This is a genomic window from Roseivirga pacifica (assembly GCF_900111145.1).
GTDB classification, from domain to species: domain Bacteria; phylum Bacteroidota; class Bacteroidia; order Cytophagales; family Cyclobacteriaceae; genus Roseivirga; species Roseivirga pacifica.
Map to the genome: position 1 here is coordinate 55,256 of NZ_FOIR01000001.1, position 21,997 is coordinate 77,252.

Annotated in this window: 19 protein-coding genes and 2 tRNA genes; 12 read left to right on the plus strand and 9 right to left on the minus strand. The window is 42.1% G+C overall.

From position 1 onward, the window contains the following. Positions 1 to 72: 72 nt before the first annotated feature. Positions 73 to 1,251, minus strand: a complete 1,179-nt coding sequence (locus BMW98_RS00300) for a tetratricopeptide repeat protein (RefSeq protein ID WP_139177320.1) — start codon at positions 1,249 to 1,251, stop codon at positions 73 to 75. 159 nt (positions 1,252 to 1,410) lie between these two features. Here BMW98_RS00300 and BMW98_RS00305 point away from each other — a divergent pair, with 159 nt between their 5' ends. The 6 genes from BMW98_RS00305 (at position 1,411) to BMW98_RS00330 (ending at position 9,751) form a co-directional block, all read left to right on the plus strand. Next, positions 1,411 to 2,055, plus strand: coding sequence for a hypothetical protein (locus BMW98_RS00305; RefSeq protein WP_090256374.1), 645 nt, complete (start codon positions 1,411 to 1,413; stop codon positions 2,053 to 2,055). Between the two features lie 88 nt (positions 2,056 to 2,143). After that, a complete protein-coding gene (locus BMW98_RS00310; RefSeq protein WP_090256375.1) occupies positions 2,144 to 5,134 on the plus strand; it encodes a glycosyltransferase family 117 protein in 2,991 nt (996 codons plus the stop codon). 155 nt (positions 5,135 to 5,289) lie between these two features. Then, positions 5,290 to 6,441, plus strand: coding sequence for an alpha-hydroxy acid oxidase (locus BMW98_RS00315; protein ID WP_090256376.1), 1,152 nt, complete (start codon positions 5,290 to 5,292; stop codon positions 6,439 to 6,441). Positions 6,442 to 6,532: 91 nt separating this feature from the next. Then, complete coding sequence (locus tag BMW98_RS00320) at positions 6,533 to 8,041, plus strand: family 43 glycosylhydrolase (protein ID WP_090258160.1); 1,509 nt, start codon at positions 6,533 to 6,535, stop codon at positions 8,039 to 8,041. A gap of 369 nt (positions 8,042 to 8,410) precedes the next feature. Then, positions 8,411 to 9,418 (plus strand): NAD(P)/FAD-dependent oxidoreductase, encoded by a 1,008-nt coding sequence (locus tag BMW98_RS00325; protein WP_090256377.1) that lies wholly within the window; start codon positions 8,411 to 8,413, stop codon positions 9,416 to 9,418. A gap of 12 nt (positions 9,419 to 9,430) precedes the next feature. Beyond that, entirely contained in the window at positions 9,431 to 9,751 is a 321-nt protein-coding gene (locus tag BMW98_RS00330; protein WP_090256378.1) for a 2Fe-2S iron-sulfur cluster-binding protein, read from the plus strand. Positions 9,752 to 9,801: 50 nt separating this feature from the next. Here the strand turns inward: BMW98_RS00330 and BMW98_RS00335 are convergent, their stop codons facing one another. From BMW98_RS00335 to BMW98_RS00370, 8 genes are all read right to left on the minus strand, one after another. Then, positions 9,802 to 10,464, minus strand: coding sequence for an SDR family oxidoreductase (locus BMW98_RS00335; protein WP_090256379.1), 663 nt, complete (start codon positions 10,462 to 10,464; stop codon positions 9,802 to 9,804). A 256-nt stretch (positions 10,465 to 10,720) separates the two neighbouring features. Continuing rightward, entirely contained in the window at positions 10,721 to 10,948 is a 228-nt protein-coding gene (locus BMW98_RS00340; RefSeq protein ID WP_090256380.1) for a tautomerase family protein, read from the minus strand. A 17-nt stretch (positions 10,949 to 10,965) separates the two neighbouring features. Further along, positions 10,966 to 12,018, minus strand: a complete 1,053-nt coding sequence (locus tag BMW98_RS00345) for an alpha/beta hydrolase (RefSeq protein WP_090256381.1) — start codon at positions 12,016 to 12,018, stop codon at positions 10,966 to 10,968. Positions 12,019 to 12,029: 11 nt separating this feature from the next. Then, positions 12,030 to 12,536, minus strand: a complete 507-nt coding sequence (locus BMW98_RS00350) for a cupin domain-containing protein (protein WP_090256382.1) — start codon at positions 12,534 to 12,536, stop codon at positions 12,030 to 12,032. A gap of 85 nt (positions 12,537 to 12,621) precedes the next feature. Beyond that, positions 12,622 to 13,500 carry a helix-turn-helix domain-containing protein gene (locus tag BMW98_RS00355; RefSeq protein ID WP_090256384.1) on the minus strand — a complete coding sequence of 293 codons (879 nt, stop codon included), beginning with the start codon at positions 13,498 to 13,500 and terminating at the stop codon, positions 12,622 to 12,624. Positions 13,501 to 13,605: 105 nt separating this feature from the next. After that, positions 13,606 to 16,167 carry an ATP-dependent Clp protease ATP-binding subunit gene (locus BMW98_RS00360; protein WP_090256385.1) on the minus strand — a complete coding sequence of 854 codons (2,562 nt, stop codon included), beginning with the start codon at positions 16,165 to 16,167 and terminating at the stop codon, positions 13,606 to 13,608. 94 nt (positions 16,168 to 16,261) lie between these two features. Continuing rightward, positions 16,262 to 16,891, minus strand: a complete 630-nt coding sequence (locus tag BMW98_RS00365; protein WP_090256388.1) for a WbqC family protein — start codon at positions 16,889 to 16,891, stop codon at positions 16,262 to 16,264. Then, a complete protein-coding gene (locus BMW98_RS00370; protein WP_090256390.1) occupies positions 16,891 to 17,514 on the minus strand; it encodes an L-threonylcarbamoyladenylate synthase in 624 nt (207 codons plus the stop codon). Before BMW98_RS00370 ends, BMW98_RS00365 begins: the two co-directional genes overlap by 1 nt. A gap of 54 nt (positions 17,515 to 17,568) precedes the next feature. On the opposite strand from BMW98_RS00370, the gene mltG reads away from it, so the two are divergent. From mltG to BMW98_RS00405, 6 genes are all read left to right on the plus strand, one after another. Beyond that, positions 17,569 to 18,603 carry an endolytic transglycosylase MltG gene (mltG, locus tag BMW98_RS00375; protein ID WP_090256391.1) on the plus strand — a complete coding sequence of 345 codons (1,035 nt, stop codon included), beginning with the start codon at positions 17,569 to 17,571 and terminating at the stop codon, positions 18,601 to 18,603. Beyond that, positions 18,604 to 19,011, plus strand: a complete 408-nt coding sequence (locus tag BMW98_RS00380; protein ID WP_090256393.1) for an acyl-CoA thioesterase — start codon at positions 18,604 to 18,606, stop codon at positions 19,009 to 19,011. Beyond that, a complete protein-coding gene (locus tag BMW98_RS00385) occupies positions 19,008 to 19,955 on the plus strand; it encodes a YihY/virulence factor BrkB family protein (protein WP_090256394.1) in 948 nt (315 codons plus the stop codon). The genes BMW98_RS00380 and BMW98_RS00385 overlap by 4 nt, the downstream gene beginning before the upstream one ends. Before the next feature lie 70 nt (positions 19,956 to 20,025). Continuing rightward, positions 20,026 to 20,110, plus strand: a tRNA-Ser gene (locus BMW98_RS00390). A gap of 8 nt (positions 20,111 to 20,118) precedes the next feature. Continuing rightward, positions 20,119 to 20,190: transfer RNA gene (locus tag BMW98_RS00395), tRNA-Glu, on the plus strand. 912 nt (positions 20,191 to 21,102) lie between these two features. Continuing rightward, the gene (locus tag BMW98_RS00405; RefSeq protein WP_090256398.1) at positions 21,103 to 21,996 is read left to right on the plus strand and encodes a DUF72 domain-containing protein; all 894 of its coding nucleotides are present in this window, start codon (positions 21,103 to 21,105) and stop codon (positions 21,994 to 21,996) included. The last annotated feature ends 1 nt before the right edge of the window (position 21,997 follow it).

The following is a 21,997-nucleotide window of genomic DNA, read 5'->3' on the forward strand; positions in this document are numbered from 1 at the left end:
AAATATAATTTTGCGTAAAGGTAATATATTCAAATAATATTTTAAATAAACTCTGCGAGAATGTCTGCACTTTTATCTTTTACGCCTCACCTCTTTTTTGAGTTCTCGAGCGCGTTCATTTAGCGATTCTTTCCGCTTGGTATTGTCCCGAATTATATCAATTCGTTCCAATGCAGGCTCATATTCGGCTCTTTCAATTTCTCTTTCGGCCAAATAAAGCTGCGAATATAGGTAGTATCCCGACTCAGAGTCATTAATATTTTCGGTATAATCTATTACCATTTGGTAATATCGCTCGGCCGCTGGCCAATTATTGCTACTGCGGTAGTCATGCGCCAAGAAAAAGGCTGCATAGCGCCCGCTTATTTCTTCGTAGCCGGTTTGTTTAGCAACCACCCTATTTAGTATTTCTTGAGAAACTGCTGCTGCCTCCTTGTATTGGCCAGCAGAATAAAGCATGCGTGCATAAAACCGGTGGAAATACGGGTTATTAGGGTACTTTTCATAGATGTATTCTGAAAGTCTCAGCGCCTCAAAAGTCTCGTTCATATCGAAGGCCTTGATACGCATAAGAAAGTAAATGGCCTCCATGCGGGTATAAAAAGCATTGGTGGTTACTTTCTCCAACTGCTCAATTCCTAACTCTTTATCGCCCTTCGGAAAAAAAGCCAGCACTGGCCGAAGTAAAGGGTAGGTTTCCTTAATGTATACCGAGTAATAATTGAACAGCCCATCCCCAAACAGGATCTCGGGACTGAAATCTTCATTTCCTCTAATTTCATTCAAGTATTTAAGCGCCAATCGTCCAGCATTAGTGGCCTTACCCCAGTTGTGCTTCTCGGAATGATAACGCCCTACAAACCCATAAGCTCCAGCCAAAAAAAACTCAGCCTCCATGTTATCTTCATTCACATCGAGCATATTTTCAGCTTTCTCAATGGCCTGATCCATATACGCTAAAAACTCATCGCCCAGCGGAGTTTCCTTATCTAAATTGGGCATCATTTGCCACCAAGTGCTTATACCAAACAGGAAATACGGCAGCGGATGCTCGGGATAATTGTAGCGCATCCAATTGAATTCAACCTCGGCCTTATGAAAGTCGAAATTGTACATATCGTCAATGGCATCGGTAATCTGCAATTGCAAAGCCATATCTAGCAACAAGTATTTGGTGCTGTCGTTTGGCGACTGTGCCTGACCAGTATTCAGGGCTGTAATACAGAAAAAAAGCAGAAGGTATTTCTTCAAAGACTTCAATTTGGGGCAAAAGTAATTCCGTTGAGCACTTCTACCATGCGCTGACACATTTTTCTTATAACGTGCGTCAATTAATTGTAGTTTAGCAAATGCTAAGATTGCCGAGCAAACATTCGGCAAAACAGCCATTGACTGATAGAATACTAAAGGATGCCAAGAGAGTTTAGCGAGTTAGAATTAAAAGCACGAGGTTACTTTAACCTCGACAAGCGCATGTTCTTTATTGTCATCTGCGTGCTCAACTTTCTAATAGTTTTTATTCAGCAAAATTTCATTGTAGCAGAAATTGCCGCCTTTCAGTTTTTAGAGGGCACTCAAATGCTGATATTCCAAGTAATCGCTAAATTAAAATTACTGGGCATTCCGCTAATGTATGCACTTAAATTTACGGTGGTTGGGTTTATTCTATACACTGGGTGCTTTATGTGGGGCTATAAAGTTAGCTATGCCAAAAGCTGGCAAATAGCCATGTTTGCCGAGCTTATATTCTTTCTGCCCAAAATTCTAAAAACGCTTTGGTTCTTGTTTTTTGTAGGCGACCCAACCTATTGGGACTTCCAAGCCTTCTACCCTTTTTCCATTATGAACTTTTACAATCATGAAGCGGTAGATCAACGGTATTGGTATTCTTTTCAGGCTCTAAATATTTTTGAAATAGCCTATTGGGTAGCCTTAACTTATGGGGTAGACTTTGCCGCTCGCAAGAAGAAATCGGTTGCCAATGCCATCGTTTTAACCTCTTACATTCCGCTTTTCATTTTCTGGCTTTGGTTCTATGCGGCAGTGTACGACTAAGCCATAAGCCTTTGGGTCTCAGGATTAATATTTTTTAACCTGCTTACCGCCATATTTTTACTATTTTCACGCCTTAATACTCAAATAGATGACGGATTTTAAGAAGTTGAATAACCTGACCGGTTGGGCGGTTTTTGCAGTATCCATGATAGCTTACGTGCTAACTGTAGAACGCACCGCCAGCTTTTGGGACTGTGGCGAATTCATTGCTATTGCATACAAATTAGAGGTGTCGCACCCACCGGGGGCACCGCTCTTTATGCTTATTGGTCGCTTGTTCTCCTTTCTGTCGTTTGGCGATGTAACCCGCGTTGCCTATTGGGTTAACATGTCAAGTGTTATTGCCAGTGCATTCACGGTGCTTTTCCTTTACTGGTCTATTGTAATGCTTGGCCGCAAGCTTATCAGTGCCAAAGTTGGCGAAGAAACTTCTTTTCAGAAGCTAATGCTTGCCGGTGGAGGTGCAGTAGGTGCCTTAGCTTTTGCCTTTACCGATTCGTTCTGGTTCTCGGCAGTTGAAGGCGAGGTTTACGCCATGTCTTCTTTCTTTACAGCCATTGTTTTTTGGGCAATGCTTAAGTGGGAATTGGTTGAAGACGAAAGCCATGGTAACAAATGGTTGCTCTTTATTGCTTACATGCTTGGGCTTTCTACTGGTATTCACCTATTGGGCTTAGTAACGCTGCCTGCGCTGGGCTTGCTTTACTACTTCAAAAAATACGAAAACCCAAACTGGAAGGGTGCTGCCATTGCTATGGCATTCAGCCTTTTCTTGGTGCTATTCATTAACTCATTCATTATTCCAGGTTTACCAACCATTGCCGGTAAGTTGGAAGTAACCTTTGTAAACACCTTTGGACTGCCATTCGGCTCCGGTGCGTTGTTCCTTTTCATTTTGGTTATTGCCGCCATTGTTTTTGGCTTGAAATACACGGCCAAAAAAGAAATGGTCAACCTAAATACACTTATCCTTTCAATGGCATTTGTATTGTTAGGTTATAGCTGTTACGCGGTAATACTAATCCGTTCTAGGGCCGACCCGCCAATTGACCAAAACAACCCGGAGGACGTAATGACCTTTATTTCTTACCTAAAACGTGAGCAATATGGTAGCCGTCCGCTGGTTTATGGCCAGTACTTTAATGCACCACAAACCGACATTACAAAGGGCGCTCCGATTTATTACAAAGCGGACGATGAGTACAAAATTGCTGACTACAAAACGGAGGCAGAATACGATCCGGCTTATCAAACTTTGATGCCAAGAATGTGGAGTTCATCGCCTGCACACGCTCAGCGATACATGCAAATCGCAGGTTTAAGACCAGGTGAAAGGCCAAGTTTTGGTGACAATCTTTACTTTATGTTCACGCACCAAATTGGGCATATGTACTTGCGCTACTTCATGTTCAACTTTGCTGGGCGCGAAAGTGACATTCAAGATGCAGACTGGATTGGCCCGTTCGAATCGAATAAAGACCTGCCAGAAACCATTAAAAATAACAAGGGAAGAAATCAGTACTTTATGATTCCATTGATTCTGGGATTGATTGGTTTCTTCTTCCAATTCAACAAAGACCCTAAGCGATTCTTTGCAACGTTCATGTTCTTCATTCTAACCGGTGTGGCGCTAGTAATCTACCTTAACTCACCACCTGTTGAGCCAAGAGAGCGCGACTACATTTACGCTGGTTCTTATTATGTTTTTGCCATTTGGATTGGCCTTTCGGTGTTGGCCATTGGTTCTGCCCTCGTAAAAAGAGGTAAGCAGTTGGCACCTATCGCGGTAGCTTTAGGAATGATTGCGCCAATTATTTTGGCAGCAGAAAACTGGGACGACCACGACCGCTCTGACAGATACTTCTCTGTAGATTCTGCTAGAAACTTCTTGGCTTCTTGTGCACCAAATGCCATTCTATTTACCGGTGGAGATAATGACACCTTCCCGCTTTGGTACATTCAGGAGGTAGAAGGTTTTAGAACCGATGTACGAGTAGTTGTATTGAGCTACTACCAAACAGATTGGTACGTAGACCAAACGGCACAGAAGATGAACGACTCTGAGGCATTCCCTTACTCTTTAAGAAAAGAGAACTACCGTCAGGGTAAAAACGACATTCTATTCATTAGTGAACAGCCACAGTTTGCTGGTCAGGCCGTTGATTTGGAGCAGTACCTTGACGTTCTGAGAAGAGATGTGGATGCCTTTAAGCGCACCTTCACTTCTGGAGATGAGTACATGATCATTCCGTCTAAATCATTAATGCTTAACATTGACACGGCAGCAGTTTTAGAAAAGAACATTATTCCTGAAAAGCTAAAGCCTTACGTTACACCTCGTATGTTCTTTAACTTTAACCAAGATCAGAATGGTGAATTGCAATCCACTATCTTGGACAAAGGACAAATGATGTTGCTAGATTTAATTGCAACCAATAATTGGGAGCGACCAATCTACTTTAACTACACGTCTGTAGCTTCTCTAAACTTCGACTTAGATCCTTATTTGGTTCAGGAAGGAATGGCTTATCGTCTGTTGCCAGTTCGTAATCCGGGTGGCATGCGCGAGCTAGTAGACACCGACCTGATGTATAAAAATGTGATGGAAGAAATGAGGTTCCGTGGGTTAGATAACCCTAAGGCAAACCTTAATGAGGACTATCGTGGCTTTGTGCAAAACCACAGATCTATGTTTGCTACACTAGCCGAAGCCTTGGCTTTGGAAGGAGACACTGCTCGTGCTAAAGAAGTATTGGACTATGGCATGGAGAAAATGCCAGCGGAGGCCGTACCATACGATGTTTCTACCGTTGCAATAGCCGAAAACTACTTCAGAATTGGAGAGACCGAAACCGGAACCAGAATTGCCATGGAAATAGCCAAGCAATTCAACGAAGAGTTGACTTATCTACAGAACAAAAAGCGTATTGGCTCTAGAGATTTCTCTTCGAAACTTAGAGGCTTGCAATACCTGCACCTTGTTTTAGGTGAGTATGGTAAAAACGAGGAAACTCAAACCGTACGTTCTATGATGGAAGAACAAAACGTAAGATTGAACATAGACAGAAGTAATTTCTAAAAAGCGGAAAAGCTAAAACATAGATAACCACCTCAATTTTTGGGGTGGTTTTTTTGTGTTAATACATTTAGTACACACCTTACAGACAATCAGCTACCTCTACTTACACCATAATTATTTAAACTTGGGAAACGTAATCCATTGCCAGACTGTAAATGAGCGAATACATTAACCCAAACTACCCTGACATCCCCTACCTAAGGGACAAAGCAAAAAAGAGAATTCCGCGGTTTGCATTCGAGTATTTAGATGGTGGCTGCAATGCCGAGATAAACCTGAAGCGCAACACTGACGAAATTAGGGAAGTAAAACTCTCACCCTACTACTTAAGAGACTACCCTGAAATCAGTTTGGAGACTGAACTGTTTGGCAAAACTTATTCGGCACCATTTGGCATTTCTCCTATTGGATTACAAGGCATGATTTGGCCCGGTGCTTCCGAAATATTGGCTCAGGCCGCCTTCGAAGAGAACATTCCATTTATACTAAGTACAGTAGCAACCGCCAGTATTGAACGCATAGCCGAAATTACGGAAGGGAACGCTTGGTTTCAGCTGTATCATCCCGTAGAAGGGTCTTTAAGAGATGACCTGTTAAAACGCGCTGCAGATGCTGGAATCAAAACGCTAGTTATACTTGCCGATGTTCCTTCTTTTGGTTACCGTTCCAAAGAGATTAAAAACGGTTTGGCCATACCTCCACGCATGTCTTTAAGCAACATTGCGCAAATTATGAGCCGTCCAAATTGGGCGCTGAGTACGCTAATGCACGGGCAACCCGAGTTCAAAACACTAAAGCCCTACATTCCTGAAGGCATGAGTTTAAGGCACCTAGGGCTTTTTATGAACAAAACTTTTAATGGCCGTTTGAACGAAGAACGCATTAAGATCCTCAGAGATAAATGGCAGGGCAACTTAGTGTTAAAAGGAGTGGCCACCGAAGAAGACGCTGAGAAGGCCATTACCCATGGATTTGACGGCATGATTATTTCGAACCATGGTGGCCGACAGTTGGACTGTGGCGAATCAACAATTCATCCAATGAGTCGAATAGCCGCCAAGTATGGCGATCAAACCACAATAATGATGGACAGTGGAATCCGAACCGGACCAGACATTGCCAACACCATGGCTTCGGGAGCACACTTTTCATTTCTGGGTCGATCGTTTATGTATGGCGTAGGCGCTTTAGGCAAAAAAGGAGGCCGCCATACCATAGGAATACTCAAAAAACAACTGCTGCAGGTTATGCAGCAAGTTTGCTGTTCCAATACCAGAGACCTGCCCAATCATCTGCTAAAGCCCTAACTTACTTATTAGACATTATAGCATTATAATTGCAACAATTGAGCCCCTTCAAAAGGGGCTTTTTGCTTTAAATTACCATCAACTTATGGTAATGAAAAAGGCAAAATTAATTATAGGGGCATTGGCCGTAGTGCTGATACTTTTCGCCTGCGGGGCTGAAGAAAAAAACACTCAATCATCGGCAACCTTTGCAAACCCAGTTTTTGCTGGCGACTACCCCGACCCGAGTATTTTAAGAGATGGAGATGACTATTATGTGGTTCATTCTTCTTTTGAATATTACCCAGGACTATTGATTTGGCACTCGAAAGACTTGCTTAACTGGAAGCCAGTAACCAATGCACTCACCAAGTATGTAGGCTCAGTTTGGGCTCCGGAATTAGTGAAGTACGACAACAAGTACTACATCTACTTTCCCGCTAGCAACACCAACTATGTTATTTGGGCTAACTCCATTGAAGGTCCCTGGAGCGAACCAATTGAACTTGATGTAACCATGATTGATCCGGGGCATGTGGTGGACGAGGAAGGTAACCGTTTTCTTTACTTCAGTAGTGGAAGTTATGTGCCGCTATCGAAGGATGGACTTTTAATTACTGGAGAAGTGCAACACAGCTACGATGGATGGCCGATTCCTAGAGAATGGTCCATTGAGTGCTTTTGTATGGAAGGACCTAAACTTTTTAAACGTGGCGACTACTATTACCTCACTGTGGCGGAAGGAGGAACTGCTGGGCCAGCTACCGGCCACATGGTAATATCAGCCAGATCTAAAACTCCCTTCGGCCCATGGGAAAACTCACCATATAATCCGTTGTTAAGAGCTGAGTCAAGCGATGAACAATGGTGGTCCGTAGGCCACGGAACCGTGTTTGACGATAGCGAAGGCAATTGGTGGATGATGTTTCATGGTTATGAAAAAGATCACTACAATATGGGTAGACAAACCATGCTAACACCGATAGAATGGACGGAAAATGGGTGGTATAAAATACCCGAAGGGGTAGCCATCGATAAGCCGATAGGCTTGCCAAATAATGCTACTCAGCGAAGAAATACGACTTTTTCAGACCCTTTTGATAAAGATGAACTCAATCCACAATGGAAGTTCTTCGGAGGATATGATACCAATAGAGTAACCCTCACAACTGATGGCATTACCATCAGCGGTAAGGGTAACTCTGTTGCTGGCTCCTCACCTATGCTATACATTCCTTCTGACCATGATTACATTGCCGAGGTGAAACTAGAAATTGAAGGAAACGCAACAGGAGGACTAATACTCTTTTATAATAATGTGGCTTTTTCTGGAATACTAGCTGATAAATCGAATGTACTAGCCAACCTACGAGGTTGGCAGTTTGTAACGGAGGAAAACGTTATCAACAGGCATGTTTACCTCAAGCTAAAAAATGAGAATAGCACGGTAGATATGTACTATAGTTTGGACGGGCAAGATTGGATCAAAATTGAAAACTCGTTTGAGTCTTCAGCTTATCATCACAATATTCTTAGCGGTTTTATGAGCCTCAGAATTGGCCTTACTTCAATTGGAGATGGGCAAGTGAAATTTAGCAATTTTGAATACAAGCCACTATAAAGTTAGGGCGTTGTAGTATGCTCATTATGAAGCGTGAAAGAGATCATTCTTCACCTTCAAAAGCTTGCTCAAGCCGTTGTTCCTCAATAATCTGCACCTAACTGAAATATGCTGACTATTGAGGAACAAAACACCAATAGCAGGGTGTTTAAACACCAAAGATACTTTGCTCCACATGACAATTTCAACAATCCCTCCCCCTGCCAAATAACCATATTATCTGTAGCAGTTTAAAATGCCGCTAATCTATCGGCTTTTCTAATAGGCGCTCATTAACGCACCTGAAAAGCGAAATCAACATCACTTTTTAAGAACATTATCTCTAATGGACGCTGCAATTGCATGTCCCATTAATTCAAAAACTAAACGATGAAAGAAACTGATATATGTATCATTGGGGCTGGTCCCGTAGGTTTATTCGCAGTATTCGAAGCTGGACTTCTCAAAATGAGATGTCATTTAATTGATGCTTTGCCACAGGTTGGCGGTCAGCTTTCCGAGATTTACCCACAAAAACCTATTTATGATATTCCCGGTTCTCCAGGCGTATTGGCGCAAGACCATGTAAACAACTTATTGACTCAGATCGAGCCTTTTTCACCTACCTATTCTTTGGGCGAAAGAGTAGAGGCTGTAGAAAAATTGGAAGATGGCAGCTTTATTACAACCACCAACGAAGGCACCAAAGTAGCATCAAAAGTAGTAGTTATTGCAGGTGGCCTTGGATCTTTTGAACCGAGAAAACCGGCCATTCAAAACCTTGAAGATTTCGAAAATGGTAAAGGGGTTACTTACATGGTAAAAGACCCTGAAATGTTCAGAGACAAAGACATCATTCTTGCCGGTGGTGGAGACTCTGCATTGGACTGGACCATTCACCTAGCTGAAATTGCCAAGTCGCTTACCTTGGTTCACCGAAACGAAACCTTTAGAGGAGCACCAGACTCTGCTGAGCAGGTATTTAACATGGCCAATGAAGGCAAAATCAACCTCGTGCTTAAATCGAATATTGTAAAGATTGGTGGTAATGCTACTTTGGAAGAAGTAAACATAGCCGACCACAACAAAGAGGAAACTGTTCACAAAGCAGACTACCTAATTCCGTTGTTCGGGCTAAGCCCTAAGCTTGGACCAATCGCCAACTGGGGATTGAATGTAGACAAAAATGCTATTCAGGTAGATACTTTCGACTATTCTACCAATGTGCCGGGTATCTTTGCTATTGGTGACATTAACACTTACCCGGGTAAGTTGAAGCTAATTTTATGTGGATTCCACGAGGCTGCCCTAATGGCGCAAAGTGCCTTTAAGTATGTGTATCCGGAGCAAAAGCTAAGCTTCAAATACACTACAGTAAACGGAGTTCAGGCTTTCTAACCAGTTAAAACAATGGTAAATATTACTGTAGAAGACAAAAACGGCACAAGGCAAGATTTGGAATTGCCAACCGATATGGGTTTGAGCCTAATGGAAGTACTAAAGGCCAGCGAGTACAATATTTTAGCCACTTGTGGTGGCATGGCACTATGCGCTACCTGTCATGTAGAAGTGCTCGAGGGCGCTGACAAACTGCCTGAACTAAACGACCCGGAATACGATATGTTAGATACTTTACCTGATGCAACGCCAGATAGCCGATTGGCTTGTCAGTTGCGCATTTCCGATGAAATGGAAGGTATGGTAGTAAGGCTTATGGCCGAAGAAGATTGATATAAAACAGGTTTACTTGCTGCAGTCAGCAGCAAGTAAGCCTTTATTAATTAAGCGCGTAAAAAAGCATGTATCGCCTCTCTAACACTTAGGTCGCCTTCGCTCATTTCCATTACTCTGCCATGAGTATTTCGGTCTCGCAAAACTTCTAATATGGTTTCTGCCACAGCAGGCCTAGGTATTTCTTTATTCAACTTATGCGGATCGCTTTGAATAGCAATTTCACCTACCGCTTCATCGTCTGTTAGCCGTACAGGGCGTAGTATCGTGTAGTTCAGCTTGCTTCTCTTCAGCTCTTTATCCGCCAAATGTTTAGCAATGTAGTATGGCTTCATACCGGGTGCAGACCAAAACTCTGGCACATCAGAAAATGCAGCACTAACCATTACAAAACGATTTACCCCCTGGGATTTCGCAGCGTCAATCACTTTGGTAGCGCCATAAAGATCTATCTCAATGGTTTTATCTGCTCCTGTAGAACCACCTGACCCTGCCGAAAACACAATGGCATCAAAGCCATTAATGGTTTCTTCAATTGTTTTTTCAGCGCTTTCTAAACTCTCTACAATTGTTGGCACATTCAAGTTTTCGAAATACGATTTTTGCTCTTCTTTTCTAATTAAAGCAGTTGGTTCAAAGTCTTCTGAAGCGCTCATTTTCTGAGCCACAATTCTTCCAATCTTACCATTTGCTCCTATTATTAATACGTTCATAAATTCTTATTTCTTTATACTACTAACAAGCTGAGTTATTATGAGTTCTAAAAAAATTGAAACTATTCACCGTAGTTTCCAACTATGAATGGAAGCATGGTAGCTTAGCCCAAACAACAGGCAGTAGATTGGGTCGTGAGTTGAGTATCTCTGATAAAATAGAGGGTAAGATAGTATGGCGAATGCCAAAAGAATGTTAATATGAAATAGGCTTTCTTGCTGCAGTCAACAGCAAGAAAGCCATCTAGTTTTACACTTACATTTTATAACCTGGGCTTTTGTACAAAGTATCCTTTTTACCCATTATCTCATTCGGGTAAACATCCTCTTTCCATTCTGAAGCAGTAAAATCTTCTATGCTCACAGAATAAGAATCGTCCCCAAGGCCAATCACATTTTGAGCAGCTTTTATAATTTCCTGAGTTAGCTTTTGCTTTTGCTCCTCAGTCTTCCCTTCGATCATTTTTATTTGAATATGTGGCATACCCAAAAGTAGTTGTTTTATAGGTTTGACTTAAAGAAAGCCTCCAACTTATCGAATGGAATGTAGTCCTTATCTCCTCCATCATAGAGGTCCGTGTGTACTCCCCCCTCAATAATCACCAACTCTTTTGGTTCAGCAGCCGCCTTATAGGCATCTTCACTGAAATAGCGCGAATGAGCATCGGAACCTGCAATCAGGAGCATCGGACTTGGTGAAACCTCCTTGATATAGGTCATAATCGGCATATTCATTAATGAAATTGGAGTAGTCATCGTCCATGCGCCATTAGAGTTAATTGACCTTGGGTGAAAACCACGTTCCGTTTTATAGAAATCAAAGTAGTCCTTAACGAACTGTGGTTCATCACCTTTTATTTCACTTGGCAAACCTTGAGGAGCCATGGCCGGGGAACCGTTTTCTGCATCGGTCCAGCGCTGCTGACTCATTTGCTCTAACAAAGCGGTTCGCTGTTCAGGGGTAGTGGAATCAAAATAACCTTTGGCATTTACGCGAGACATATCATACATACTAGTAGTGGCCACTGCTTTTACACGCTTATCAGCGGCTGTAGCGTTGAGGGCAAACCCTCCAAAACCACAAATACCAATTATCCCAATCTTTTCCCTATCGACTTGCCTGTGTAAGCCGAGAAAATCTACAGCGGCACTAAAATCTTCGGTATTAATATCTGGTGAAGCTACATTACGCGGCTCACCACCACTTTCTCCTGTATATGATGGGTCGAACGCCAGCACCGCAAATCCTCTTGCCGCCATTTCATTTGCATATAAACCTGATGCTTGTTCTTTTACCGCACCAAAAGGCCCACTAATGGCCAATGCTGCCAATTTACCAGTACTGTCTTTTGGCAAGTACAAGTCGCCTGCTAACGTAATACCATATCTGTTTTTAAAAGTAACAGACTCTCTAATTACCTTATCACTCAACTCAAAAATATATTGATCTTCACTCTTAGTCATTTCCTTATCATTTAGATTTTCCTTGTATAAATTATCGCTGGCTTGCCCAACTAGTAAGAGTAAGCCAAGGGTTATTGATCGTACGCTCATATATATTTTGTTTAGTTTCCGTATTGTACATCGGTCACGGCTTCCATCCAGTTTACCACACCTTTTTCAGTATTAGGAACTATATAAAGCTGTTGCATACCCATCTCAGGACTAGCCCCATGCCAGTGCTTTTTATTTGGAGGGCAAACAGCAATGTCTCCCTTCTTTAGTTCTTGAAGTGATTCACCTTCTATTTGGTGATATCCCTTCCCATCAGTAATGATTAAGATTTGTCCAGCAGGATGTGTATGCCAGTTACTGCGTGCACCAGGTTCGAAATAGACATTACCCACCATGGTCGTAAGCTCTCTATCCATTACCAACGGATAGTTGTAAGCTGCTCCAGTAAATGTCTCTGAAGAACCCCGTTGACCTTTCGGGAAAATGAAGTTGAGTTGTTCTGCTTCCCCAGCTTGCTCTATGTGCCTATTGCACGCAGATAACCCGAAGAATGGCAGAAGAATAACAAGTATTAATGCAATTAGCTTTAGCGACCCTAGTTTGCTCTTTATATCCATTGTCCAATGATTTTAAAACCTTAGACAAAGGTAGATTACGAACCGCCTTAAGGGTTAATGATTATCAAACCAGAAATTAAGAAATTCAAACCACTAGAGACCTAGCCTCTTTTGGAGTTTGTCCAGTTTGCCTTTTAAAAAAATTATTGAAGTAAGTTGGGTATTCAAAACCCAGTGCATAAGCTATCTCACTAATATTCCAATTAGTGTGTTGAAGCATAGCCTTAGCCTCAGTTATAATACGCTCGGCAATGTGCGAAGAAGTTGGCCTTCCAGTAACCTCTTTAATTGCACGATTAAGGTAGTTAACATGTACCGAAAGCTGATCAGCATAATGCTGAGCCGAAGTAAGTTTTAATGGGTCACTAGCCGTCTCGATTGGAAACTGTCGTTCTAAAAGCTCCAAAAAAACATTGGTCAAACGTGCTGCTGCATTACCCTCACTGTTTTGATTCTGAGCAGGCTGAAGCTTCATGGCCTCATGCAAGATAAGGTGGATGTAGTTTCTAATCACCTCATCTTTATGCAGGTATTCTGATTGCTGCTCCTCTATCATCTTCTGAAAAATGGTATTCAAAAATGCTCTTTGGGTTGTAGTAATTTCCAGAATTGGGGTTCCACCAATTTTAAACAAAGGTGATTTTTGCAATACCTCGGAACGTTCAGACAAATGCAGAAAATCCTCAGAGAACAGCACAGTATAACCTACATAGCTAGTTGAAATTGTTTCCCAAGAATAGGGGATATGAGGATTACCAAAGAAAAGTACCGTACCTTCTTGCTCAAAGCCTCTATCAGCATAGTGAATTACGCTTTTACCTGTGGTGAGACAGATTTTGTAAAAATCCTTCCTACTATAGGTTCGTGTAGCATTTCCATCACTCTCTATCTGAAAAACATTGAAACCTCTCAACTTCAATTCGCTATTAAAGTCCGAAACTGACCTCTCTGTCTTAATCGCCATGCCACAAAGTTAATAAATTCAAACCACCACTCATATAGCTACGAATTATAGCCGAACAAAAAAGGCTACCGATTGGTAGCCTTTTAAAATCCATTTTAGGATGTTTTATTCTGCAGAGTCTTCCTCTTTCTTTTTAGGAGTTCTCTTTTTCTTCACTTTAAGCTTAAGCTCCTCAGACTTGCCATCATGGTCGGCCTGAAGTGTATCACCTTCGTTGACATCGCCTTTCAAAATTTCCTCGGCAATTTGATCTTCCAAGTACTTCTGAATTGCTCTGTTCAGCGGTCGAGCACCGTATTGTGGATCGAAGCCTTTCTCTGCCAAGAAGTCTTTTGCCTTCTCAGTAAGTGAAATTTTGTAGCCCATAGCTTCCACTCTGCTCAACAGCTTCTTAAGCGTAATATCTATGATCTTGTGAATATCCTCTCTTCCTAGCGAGTTGAAGATGATCACATCGTCAAGACGGTTAAGGAATTCAGGGCTGAAAGTTTTCTTCAAAGCCTTCTGAATGGTATCCTTCATTACAACCTCTTCATTATCGCGCTTGGTTTGAGTAGCGAAACCAATTCCAGAACCGAAGTCCTTAAGGTCGCGCACACCAATATTCGATGTCATGATAATGATGGTGTTTCTGAAATCTACTCTTCTACCCAATCCATCAGTCAAAATCCCATCGTCCAATACTTGGAGTAGGATATTGAATACATCTGGGTGAGCTTTCTCAATCTCATCGAGCAATACTACAGAGTATGGCTTTCTACGTACCTTCTCTGTTAGCTGACCACCTTCTTCGTAACCAACATAGCCCGGAGGGGCCCCCACAAGTCTCGACACAGAGAATTTCTCCATGTATTCAGACATATCGATACGCACCAAAGAGTCTTCTTTGTCGAACAAGTAAGTAGAAAGTACCTTAGCCAATTCGGTTTTACCCACACCAGTAGGCCCCAAGAACACAAATGTTCCGATTGGCTTTGCAGGATCCTTCAAACCAACTCTTGTACGCTGAATTGCTTTTGTAAGCTTCTTAATCGCCTCTTCTTGACCAATTACTTTACCAGTCAATTGCTCGGCCATTCCAACAAGCTTCTCCTGCTCATTTTGAGCAACGCGCTTGGTTGGCACACCGGTCATCATAGCGATTACCTCTGCAACATTATCTTCGTCAACCGTGTAACGTTTCGACTTGCTCTCTTCTTCCCACTTGGCTTTCGCCTTGTCTAGTTGGTCGATAAGTTTTTTCTCCTTATCTCTCAATTGAGCAGCCTCTTCATATTTCTGGCTTTTTACTACTCGGTTCTTCTCCTTCTTCACATCCTCAATAGCTTCTTCAAGCTCCACAATATCTTCCGGAACATGAATATTATTGATATGAACACGAGCACCAGCCTCATCCAAAACGTCAATGGCCTTATCTGGTAAGAAACGATCTGAAATGTATCTATCTGAAAGCGAAACACAAGCTTTGATGGCATCCTCAGTATAATTCACATGGTGATGCTCCTCGTATTTCTCTTTGATATTATCCAAAATCTGGATGGTTTCTTCAGGCGTAGTAGGGTCTACCATTACCTGCTGAAAACGCCTGGCCAAAGCGCCATCTTTCTCAATATACTGACGGTACTCATCGAGTGTAGTCGCACCAATACATTGGATTTCGCCACGGGCCAAAGCCGGCTTAAACATGTTTGAGGCATCTAACGAACCGCTAGCCCCACCAGCACCAACAATGGTGTGCAACTCATCTATAAACAGAATTACATCTGGCGATTTTTCAAGCTCGTTCATTACGGCTTTCATGCGCTCCTCAAACTGGCCACGGTATTTTGTACCTGCCACCAAAGAAGCCAAATCGAGCGTAACCACTCTTTTATTAAAGAGTACACGCGACACCTTCTTTTGAATAATTCTTAATGCAAGTCCTTCGGCAATGGCACTTTTACCTACACCTGGCTCACCAATTAGTATTGGGTTGTTTTTCTTTCTTCTCGAAAGAATTTGCCCAACACGTTCTATTTCTTTCTCACGCCCTACAATCGGGTCGAGTTTTCCATCTTCAGCATACTTGGTTAAATCGCGACCGAAGTTATCGAGCACTGGCGTACGCGATTTCTCGCCTCCTTTGCCCGCAGGCCTTTCCGCAGAACCTCCGCCTGAACCGCTACCGCTACCAAACATTCTGCCCGATTCCTCATCAGGCTCGTCAGTATCTGAAGAAGCTATAGGGTTATCAGTTTGATATTCCAACATCTCTTTTACCACTTCATAGTTTACATCGAATTTCTCTAAGATCTGCGTTGCAATATTATCCTCATCTCTCAGGATAGAAAGCAACAAATGCTCAGTACCGATCAACTGACTTTTAAATATTTTAGCCTCTAAGTATGTGATTTTCAATACTTTTTCTGACTGACGGGTTAAAGGAATGTTAGCCAGATTTTTTACGTTATGGTTAGCTGTTCCTTTAGTAGCTCGCTCTACGGCTTCTCTAAGTTCTTCCAAAGAGGTGCCCAATTTTTTAAGGATGCTCACCGCAACCCCTTCTCCTTCACGAATCATTCCAAGTAAAAGATGTTCGGTTCCGATATAGTCGTGCCCTAACCTTAAGGCCTCCTCTCGACTAAGTGAAATAACCTCTTTTACTCTATTTGAAAATTTTGCTTCCATTTAATGCCTTTCTAGTTGGTATTATTTGAATTACCAAACCACAATCAATATAAGAAGATATCATTTATGATTCAGTAGAAACCGGATTCAATACTCAATTCTTATGTAATTCGCCCGACTGTTTGATAATTTCCAACGCGTTTGGTCCTTCGCAAAACAGCAGGTCGAGTATACTCATATTGGGAACAAATTCACTGCCAAATATTTGTGTGTACGCTTTTGGCTGAAAACCTGACAATTCGGCTAATTGTTTTTTCGGATGAACGAAAGATCGAAAGTCTGTTATTCCGTTTGCGTCTGGTTCAACATACTTTTCGCTCCACAACACCTTTACATCTAGTTGAAGTAACTTAAGACATAATGTCAGTAAGGTCTTGTTTAGTTCCAATAAGCCATTGTATTCTCGCTTCAACTCGTCTTCAATATATACGGAGTAGAAATCGAAAAAGGGTGCCTTTCCATAAGCCGATTGGATGGCACGCCAATGCGTATTGAGCCATTTTTGCCTATAATCGATCTGCACATCATTCATCGGAATTTTCAACTTGGTGTGCTGAATAGGGATGGTTAAATCGAGCGGGCCATTTGCGCCTACAATGGTGCAACGGTTACGGTACGTTTGCTTTTCGAAGTGTTCGTAGGCATCTATTGTGACTTCTTTTGCATTGGCCAAAGCCACAAAATAAGCGATAGATGGAAAGTACTGTGCTTCCAGTATGAGCATTACAAGTATTGGTTGATGTCACCCAGCCCCTCTCGAACAAGCACAAATTCATCGCCAGAACAATCAACAATTGTGGAAGGCACATTACCGCCATATCCACCGTCAATCACTACATCTACCAGCTTTTCGTACTTTTCAAAAATCAATTCTGGGTCGGTAGAATATTCTATTACTTCGTCTTCATCGCGCAACGAGGTGGTAATAATGGGGCTTCCCAATCTTCTTACCAGCTGTCGCGGAATGTTGTTATTCGGCACACGAATACCCACCGTTTTCTTCTTGGCATTCAGCACCTTTGGCACTTGACTGTTGGCGTTCAGAATAAAAGTAAACGGTCCAGGCAAGGCCTTTTTCATTACCTTAAAAACAGGCGTACTTAGCTGCTTGGTGTATTCCGAAATTTCGCTTAGGTCGTAGCAAATAAAAGAAAGCGCGCTTGGCGTGGTTTCTTTTATTCTACAAACACGCTGAACCGCTTTGGCATTAGAAAAATCACAACCAATTCCATATACCGTATCGGTTGGATAAATAATGACACCACCATCTCGTAAAACCGAAACAATGTGATCTAATTTACCTTCTTCAGGGTTCTCCTCGTATAGCCTTATAAACTCACAACTCATAGCGCGAATAACTGGCGAACAAGTTATGACAAAAACCATTATTTTTGTGCCCCTATGAAAAAAAGAAAGCGGCTATTACTGGGAATGATCGTATTTTCAGTACTCCTAACATCCTTTAGCTTTTACTTCTACCAGTTGTTTTTTGGTGTGAATGTTTTGGCCGAAAAAAATGACACTACCATTTTAATTGACAGAGACGACACCTTCGATTCGCTGCGCAACAGACTTTATGATGAGCAGATTATAGAAGATGCGCTTTCTTTCAGCTTTGTATCGAAAGTGCTAGGCTATCAGGACGCGATTAAGCCCGGGGTTTATCTTTTGACCAAAGACATGAACAACCTTGAAGCGGTAAGGAAACTTCGCGCGGGTGACCAAACTCCAGTAAACATCACCTTCAACAATGTGCGATTAAAGCCAGAACTTGCGGAGAAAATAACGGCCAACACGGGCGTTTCTACTGAAGAATTTCTAGCACTATTGAACAACGAAGACTATATAGCTGACTTCGGCTTTAACGAAGCTACAGTAATCGGCATGTTTATTCCGAACACTTACGAGGTGTATTGGACCATTTCGGCCGAAGCGCTTTTTGAACGCATGAACAAAGAGTACAAAGCTTTTTGGAACGACAGCAGAAAGCAAAAGGCCGAAGCGATTGGTTTAAGCCCAGCGGAAGTCTCTACTTTAGCTTCAATAGTGCAAGCAGAAAGTATAATGGGCGATGAGAGCCCAACAATTGCGGGGCTTTACATTAACAGGCTGAACAAAAATATTTTGTTGCAGGCCGACCCTACCGTAAAGTTTGCCCTTGGCGATTTTGAAATACAAAGAGTGCTTACTGCTGACACAAGGGTAGACAGCCCCTACAATACCTATCGCTACAAAGGCTTACCTCCGGGACCAATTAACCTACCGACAATCTCTTCGATAAACGCGGTATTGAATTATAAAAAGCATGACTATATTTATATGTGCGCGAAGGAGGATTTTTCTGGCTATCACAGGTTTGCCAAAACATTGGTAGAGCACAACAAAAACGCCCGACTCTTTCAACAAGCGCTGAATAGACGAAATATCTATCGATAAATGTACATTGCCAGCACCCAAGTGAGGGTAAGATATGCGGAAACAGATCAGATGGCCTATGTGTATTATGGCAATTATGCCATGTACTACGAGGTAGGCCGCGTGGAAGCACTTCGCCAATTAGGCTTTGAATATGCCAAATTAGAGGAGCAAGGCGTAATGATGCCAGTGCTCGATTTACAGTGCAAATTCATAAGCCCCGCCAGATACGATGAGCTGCTTACGGTAACGGTAACCATACCGGAAATTCCGACAGCACGCATGCTTTTTGAGTATTCGATTACCAACGAAAGTGGAAAAGTGGTAAACAAAGGCAGCACTACACTTGTATTCATTGATATGGAAACAAACCGACCATGCCGCGCACCGGAAGAGCTGCTAAAAACCCTGAAACCTCACTTTGAATGAAAAACAGAATTCTTGAAATCATATTAGAGAATTCGCTTTACAAGAGGCTCGTAGCCTTGCTGCAAAGGGTGAAACTGGGCAAATCGGAAATTGGCTTGTACGATGCCATTGTCATCTTTCTGCAAAAAATGAGTAAAGACGAGATCATGGAAAGAGCCAATGCCGTAGCATTTAGCTTTACCATTGCCATCTTCCCAGCCATCATCTTTTTATTCACGCTTACGCCATATATTCAGCTGTTTTTTCCCGAAGTAACCAACGAGGTGGTAATTAGCTTCTTGTCAGATATTTTACCAAACAACCTGTACCTAGCCGCGGAAACTACGATTAACGACATTATAGGGAAAGAACGTGGCGGATTGCTCTCATTTGGTTTTATCATGGCGCTGATCCTTTCAACCAATGGAATGACCAGCCTAATGACGGCTTTCAACGCATGCTATAAAACAGTGGAAACAAGGGGCTTTTTTAAAATGCGCTTTATCGCTACTGGGCTAATCGTGTTGCTTGGCCTATCCGTTTTGGTATCGGTAGCAGTACTAGTTGTGGGGCAACACTTGCTCGATAACATTCAAATTCGTGACGTTGTGCAAGATGTTATTTCACTCGATTTAGTGAATGTTCTGCGCTTTCTCGTGCTCTACATCATTTTCCAGATCGCCATTTCGTGCATTTATTACTTTGCCCCAGCGGTTCACGAAAGGTGGCACTTCTTTAGTATTGGCTCAGTTTTCTCCACTTTAGCCACTATTGCAGCTTCTTTTGGGTTTTCTTTCTACGTTAATCAGTTCGGTACTTACAACAAACTGTATGGATCAATTGGGGTTTTAATCGTATTAATGCTCTGGTTATTCATTCTCTCGCTTATTCTTTTGGTCGGTTTTGAGATGAATGCAGCCATAGACACCGTGAAAGTGAAAAAAAATAGCCAAGAGGCGATTTAATTTTTGAATTCTTGTTTGCACAGAAAAAACCTTCCGTTATCTTTGCAGTCCCAATCGGAAACTTACACACAGAGGAGTGGCAGAGTGGTCGAATGCGGTGGTCTTGAAAACCATTGATCTTCACGGATCCGGGGGTTCGAATCCCTCCTCCTCTGCACCAATTGGTCCCTTCGTCTAGGGGTTAGGACGCCAGGTTTTCATCCTGGAAACAGGGGTTCGATTCCCCTAGGGACTACGAAACTAAGCTCGGCAATTATGTCGGGCTTTTTTTGTGCCTATACATTAACAAGACTAGAAAAACCTAGGGGAGCCACGCTACAAGCTGGCCCTAATCTAAATTCTTCCTCAGGAAGAATTATTAACGATTAGTCCTCCTAGAGACTACGAAATTAAGCTCGGCAATTATGTCGGGCTTTTTTTGTGCCTATACATTAACAAGACTAGAAAAACCTAGGGGAGCCACGCTACAAGCTGGCCCTAATCTAAATTCTTCCTCAGGAAGAATTATTAACGATTAGTCCTCCTAGAGACTACGAAACTAAGCTCGGCAAATATGTCGAGCTTTTTTTGTGCTAAAGGGTTAATAGGATTGGAAAGGCTGAGTTTCGGACAGGGTCAAGTATAGCTGGAAAGGAAAACTACCCGATAACCATTGGTAGAACTTCAAACATCACAAGTATATAATACACCCCTAGCAAGGACACTATGATACCTCCATATTTGAATTGAAGAAAAACTATTCTACTTGCTACTTTATCTCTCTTATTCAGCCCCAAAAAATTCAATACCTTTTCAGTTCTGAAAAAGTAGCACATGCCTAGTAAAATCATAAGAATCGACACGATAAGTCGTGTAGTATTTAACTCCATAAAAATTTAAAATTACACTTCCCTCTAGGAAAGTTTGTTAATCAAAAAATTGCTCGCGAAATAACTATTTCTATCCATAATGAATTGCACAAAAGCATCATTATTAATTACAGGCTATTCCTCGCTTCAAATAAAACAAATAGTGCAAAACCAACCCAACTTTGATAGCTCTAAAACCTTCTGCATACTCAGAAATCTTATGATTTTTTCAGGTGACGTTTTACACCCTTTTTATTCATCCATCTATTCTGTATTTTGGTTCAAAACAGACACCACCTATGAAATTCGGAAGCGTTGATAACCCTGAACTTGTTGACTTTACCCTACCCAAAGACCATGAGGGGACGGCCAAAATTTTAAAAGACTCTAGCCATAAAGGAAAGCCCAACATTTATGTAGGTTGCGCCAAATGGAACCGCACCGACCTCAAAGGTTTTTATCCGCGCGGCACCAAAGACGAGCTGAGCTATTACGCCACTCAATTCAATAGCATTGAACTAAACGCGACTTTCTACAACTTCCCCTCAATAGAACAATACGAAACTTGGGCAGAAAAGACTCCTGAGGATTTTAAGTTCTTCCCGAAGATCAACCAAATGATAAGCCATCTAAAACGGCTAAATGATGTAGAAATATATACTGAAGATTTCTGCAATAATTTAGCTGGGCTTGGCGAAAAACTGGGCGTTGTTTTTCTACAACTCCATAACAATTTCGCCCCAAAGAATTGGGATAGGTTGGAGCACTACCTTGAGCAATTCCCCAAAGGCATTCCGCTTTCCGTAGAAGTGCGCCACACCGACTGGCTGAACGATCCAGAAGTTGCGGATAGATTCTACACACTGCTAGAACAGCATAATGTAATCAACATAATTACCGACACCGCAGGCAGGCGCGACTTGGTACATATGCGACTAACCACACCTTCAGCATTTGTGCGCTATGTTGGCGCCAACCACGAAAGCGACTACACCAGACTAGACGACTGGATTGAAAGGATCAAAAGCTGGATTGAAATTGGTGGAATAGAGAACATCTACTTCTTTGTTCATCAAAATATTGAAAAAGCCTCTCCGCTACTTTCTGCCTATTTTATAGAAAAGTTGAATACCGAATTAGGCTACAACCTTACCATACCTAATAGGCAAGAAAAGCAGAGCACTTTGTTTTAAC

What these genes read in the sequence shown, in the direction of transcription:
- BMW98_RS00305 (WP_090256374.1), top strand. Translation starts at nt 1,411, where the DNA reads ATGCCAAGAGAGTTTAGCGAGTTAGAATTAAAAGCACGAGGTTACTTT.
- BMW98_RS00310 (WP_090256375.1), top strand. Translation starts at nt 2,144, where the DNA reads ATGACGGATTTTAAGAAGTTGAATAACCTGACCGGTTGGGCGGTTTTT.
- BMW98_RS00315 (WP_090256376.1), top strand. Translation starts at nt 5,290, where the DNA reads ATGAGCGAATACATTAACCCAAACTACCCTGACATCCCCTACCTAAGG.
- BMW98_RS00320 (WP_090258160.1), top strand. Translation starts at nt 6,533, where the DNA reads ATGAAAAAGGCAAAATTAATTATAGGGGCATTGGCCGTAGTGCTGATA.
- BMW98_RS00325 (WP_090256377.1), top strand. Translation starts at nt 8,411, where the DNA reads ATGAAAGAAACTGATATATGTATCATTGGGGCTGGTCCCGTAGGTTTA.
- BMW98_RS00330 (WP_090256378.1), top strand. Translation starts at nt 9,431, where the DNA reads ATGGTAAATATTACTGTAGAAGACAAAAACGGCACAAGGCAAGATTTG.
- BMW98_RS00335 (WP_090256379.1), bottom strand. Translation starts at nt 10,464, where the DNA reads ATGAACGTATTAATAATAGGAGCAAATGGTAAGATTGGAAGAATTGTG.
- BMW98_RS00340 (WP_090256380.1), bottom strand. Translation starts at nt 10,948, where the DNA reads ATGCCACATATTCAAATAAAAATGATCGAAGGGAAGACTGAGGAGCAA.
- BMW98_RS00345 (WP_090256381.1), bottom strand. Translation starts at nt 12,018, where the DNA reads ATGAGCGTACGATCAATAACCCTTGGCTTACTCTTACTAGTTGGGCAA.
- BMW98_RS00350 (WP_090256382.1), bottom strand. Translation starts at nt 12,536, where the DNA reads ATGGATATAAAGAGCAAACTAGGGTCGCTAAAGCTAATTGCATTAATA.
- BMW98_RS00355 (WP_090256384.1), bottom strand. Translation starts at nt 13,500, where the DNA reads ATGGCGATTAAGACAGAGAGGTCAGTTTCGGACTTTAATAGCGAATTG.
- BMW98_RS00360 (WP_090256385.1), bottom strand. Translation starts at nt 16,167, where the DNA reads ATGGAAGCAAAATTTTCAAATAGAGTAAAAGAGGTTATTTCACTTAGT.
- BMW98_RS00365 (WP_090256388.1), bottom strand. Translation starts at nt 16,891, where the DNA reads ATGCTCATACTGGAAGCACAGTACTTTCCATCTATCGCTTATTTTGTG.
- BMW98_RS00370 (WP_090256390.1), bottom strand. Translation starts at nt 17,514, where the DNA reads ATGAGTTGTGAGTTTATAAGGCTATACGAGGAGAACCCTGAAGAAGGT.
- mltG (WP_090256391.1), top strand. Translation starts at nt 17,569, where the DNA reads ATGAAAAAAAGAAAGCGGCTATTACTGGGAATGATCGTATTTTCAGTA.
- BMW98_RS00380 (WP_090256393.1), top strand. Translation starts at nt 18,604, where the DNA reads ATGTACATTGCCAGCACCCAAGTGAGGGTAAGATATGCGGAAACAGAT.
- BMW98_RS00385 (WP_090256394.1), top strand. Translation starts at nt 19,008, where the DNA reads ATGAAAAACAGAATTCTTGAAATCATATTAGAGAATTCGCTTTACAAG.
- BMW98_RS00405 (WP_090256398.1), top strand. Translation starts at nt 21,103, where the DNA reads ATGAAATTCGGAAGCGTTGATAACCCTGAACTTGTTGACTTTACCCTA.